This window comes from Allostigmatella hybrida, from assembly GCF_020103775.1.
In the GTDB taxonomy this organism is placed as follows: domain Bacteria; phylum Myxococcota; class Myxococcia; order Myxococcales; family Myxococcaceae; genus Hyalangium; species Hyalangium aurantiaca.
The window spans coordinates 1-2,500 of the sequence record NZ_JAHXBH010000062.1 but is presented as its reverse complement, the minus strand read 5'-3'; the positions used below and the strand labels follow the sequence as shown (position 1 = coordinate 2,500).

At 55.3% G+C, this 2,500-nt stretch carries 2 rRNA genes (1 of these 2 cut by a window edge); both read left to right on the top strand.

Annotated elements, in window-relative coordinates:
- Window positions 1-2,161, top strand: a 23S ribosomal RNA gene (locus KY661_RS36955) (it extends 808 nt beyond the left edge of the window).
- Window positions 2,162-2,323: 162 nt separating this feature from the next.
- Window positions 2,324-2,440 (top strand): 5S ribosomal RNA (rrf, locus tag KY661_RS36950).
- Window positions 2,441-2,500: the final 60 nt, after the last annotated feature.

Genomic DNA, 2,500 nt, shown 5'->3' with positions numbered 1-2,500 from the left:
CTGGGATGAGCTGTGTGTAGGGGTGAAAGGCCAATCAAACTCCGTGATAGCTGGTTCTCCCCGAAAGATATTTAGGTATCGTCTCAGGTAATTCAGTACCGGAGGTAGAGCACTGGAACGGCTAGGGGTCTCACCAGATTACCAAACCGTACCAAACTCCGAATGCCGGTAACTGTTATCCTGGGAAGCAGTCAGTGGGTGATAACGTCCATTGGCAAGAGGGGAATAACCCAGACCGACAGCTAAGGCCCCCAAATCTAGTCTAAGTGAACACTAGAAAGGATGTGGCAGGTCACTGACAACCAGGAGGTTGGCTTAGAAGCAGCCATCCTTTAAAGAAAGCGTAATAGCTCACTGGTCAAGACAGGCTGCGCCGAAAATGTAACGGGGCTCAAGACTAGTGCCGAAGCTTCGGGTCATACGCGTTATGACGTGTATGGCGGTAGGGGAGCGTCCCAATTGCAGCGAAGGTAGACCGTAAGGGCTGCTGGAGCGATTGGGAGTGCTGATGCCGAAATGAGTAGCGATAAAGGGGGTGAGAAACCCCCTCGCCGTAAACCCAAGGTTTCCTGGGTCAAGTTAATCTTCCCAGGGTTAGCCGGAACCTAAGCCGAGGCCGAAAGGCGTAGGTGATGGAAAGCAGGTTAATATTCCTGCGCCATCTTGCAGTCGTTGAACTGAGGGAGGACGGAGAAGGCTAGACGAGCCGGGTGGTGGTTGTACCGGTCCAAAGACGTAGGGGTGTCGCGTACGAATAAAGGCGCGGCAGCTATCCCCGAGATCCCATGGCGCCCCGCAAGGGGTAAGTCGTTGATGCCACGCTTCCAAGAAAAGTCCCGCAGGGAGACTGTAGGGTGTCCGTACCGCAAACCGACACAGGTGGGTGAGGAGAAAATCCTAAGGCGCTTGAGAGAACTCTCCTCCAAGGAACTAGGCAAATTTCCACCGTAACTTCGGAAGAAGGTGGGCCTCTGGTAGGTGTAGGCGTACAGCCGAAGCCGAGAGAGGTTGCAGAGAAATGGCGGTAGCGACTGTTTACCAAAAACACAGGACTCTGCGAAGGCGACAAGCCGACGTATAGGGTCTGACTCCTGCCCGGTGCTGGAAGGTTAAGGGGATTCGTCAGCCGCAAGGCAAAGCGATGATCCGAAGCCCCAGTAAACGGCGGCCGTAACTATAACGGTCCTAAGGTAGCGAAATTCCTTGTCGGGTAAGTTCCGACCTGCACGAATGGAGTAACGACTTCCGCGCTGTCTCGGAGAGGGACTCAGCGAAATTGAAATAGCTGTGCCGATGCAGTTTACCCGCAGCAAGACGGAAAGACCCCGTGAACCTTTACTACAACTTGACAGTGACACTAGGGATTGACTGTGTAGGATAGGTGGGAGCCTTTGAAGCCGGGCCGCTAGGTTCGGTGGAGGCAACGGTGAAATACCACCCTGTTGATTTCTGGTGTCTAACCATGTCCCGTCATCCGGGATTGGGACACTGTCTGGTGGGTAGTTTGACTGGGGCGGTCGCCTCCCAAAGAGTAACGGAGGCGCGCGATGGTTCCCTCAGCCCGATTGGAAACCGGGCGTCGAGTGCAATGGCATAAGGGAGCTTGACTGCGAGACAGACATGTCGAGCAGGTGCGAAAGCAGGTCATAGTGATCCGGTGGTCCTGAATGGAAGGGCCATCGCTCAACGGATAAAAGGTACTCCGGGGATAACAGGCTTATCTCCCCCAAGAGTTCACATCGACGGGGAGGTTTGGCACCTCGATGTCGGCTCATCGCATCCTGGGGCTGGAGCAGGTCCCAAGGGTTTGGCTGTTCGCCAATTAAAGCGGTACGCGAGCTGGGTTCAAAACGTCGTGAGACAGTTTGGTCCCTATCTGCTGTGGGCGTAGGATACTTGAGAGGCTCTGACCTTAGTACGAGAGGACCGGGTTGGAGACACCTCTGGTGTACCAGTTATCACGCCAGTGGTATCGCTGGGTAGCCAAGTGTCGATTGGATAACCGCTGAAAGCATCTAAGCGGGAAACCGACCTCAAGACCAGGTATCCCGGGCGCAAGCCCCTGAAGAGCCGTCGAAGACTACGACGTTGATAGGCCGGGTGTGTAAGCGCGGTAACGCGTTGAGCTAACCGGTACTAATTGCTCGTGCGGCTTACTTTATCCTCATCTCTTGCACGCTCCCCAACAATCTTGGGGGGAGTAAGGGATTCGAGGCCAAGATCGAGGCCCGGCGCATGGCGCTGGCCCGAGAGAATCGCGGCAACAGCTTCTCTTCTCAGCTAGAAATCACTTCTGCCTTCGTATGTCTCTTGTCGCCCATTTTCCGGTGGCTATGTCGGAGGGGTCACACCCGTTCCCATCCCGAACACGGAAGTTAAGCCCTCCAGAGCCGATGGTACTCCGCGGGAAACCGCGTGGGAGAGTAGGTCGCTGCCGGATTCTTTTTTGTACACTGCGCCCCTGGCGCCCTTCACTGGGCCCCAGGGGCGTTTTGTTTTT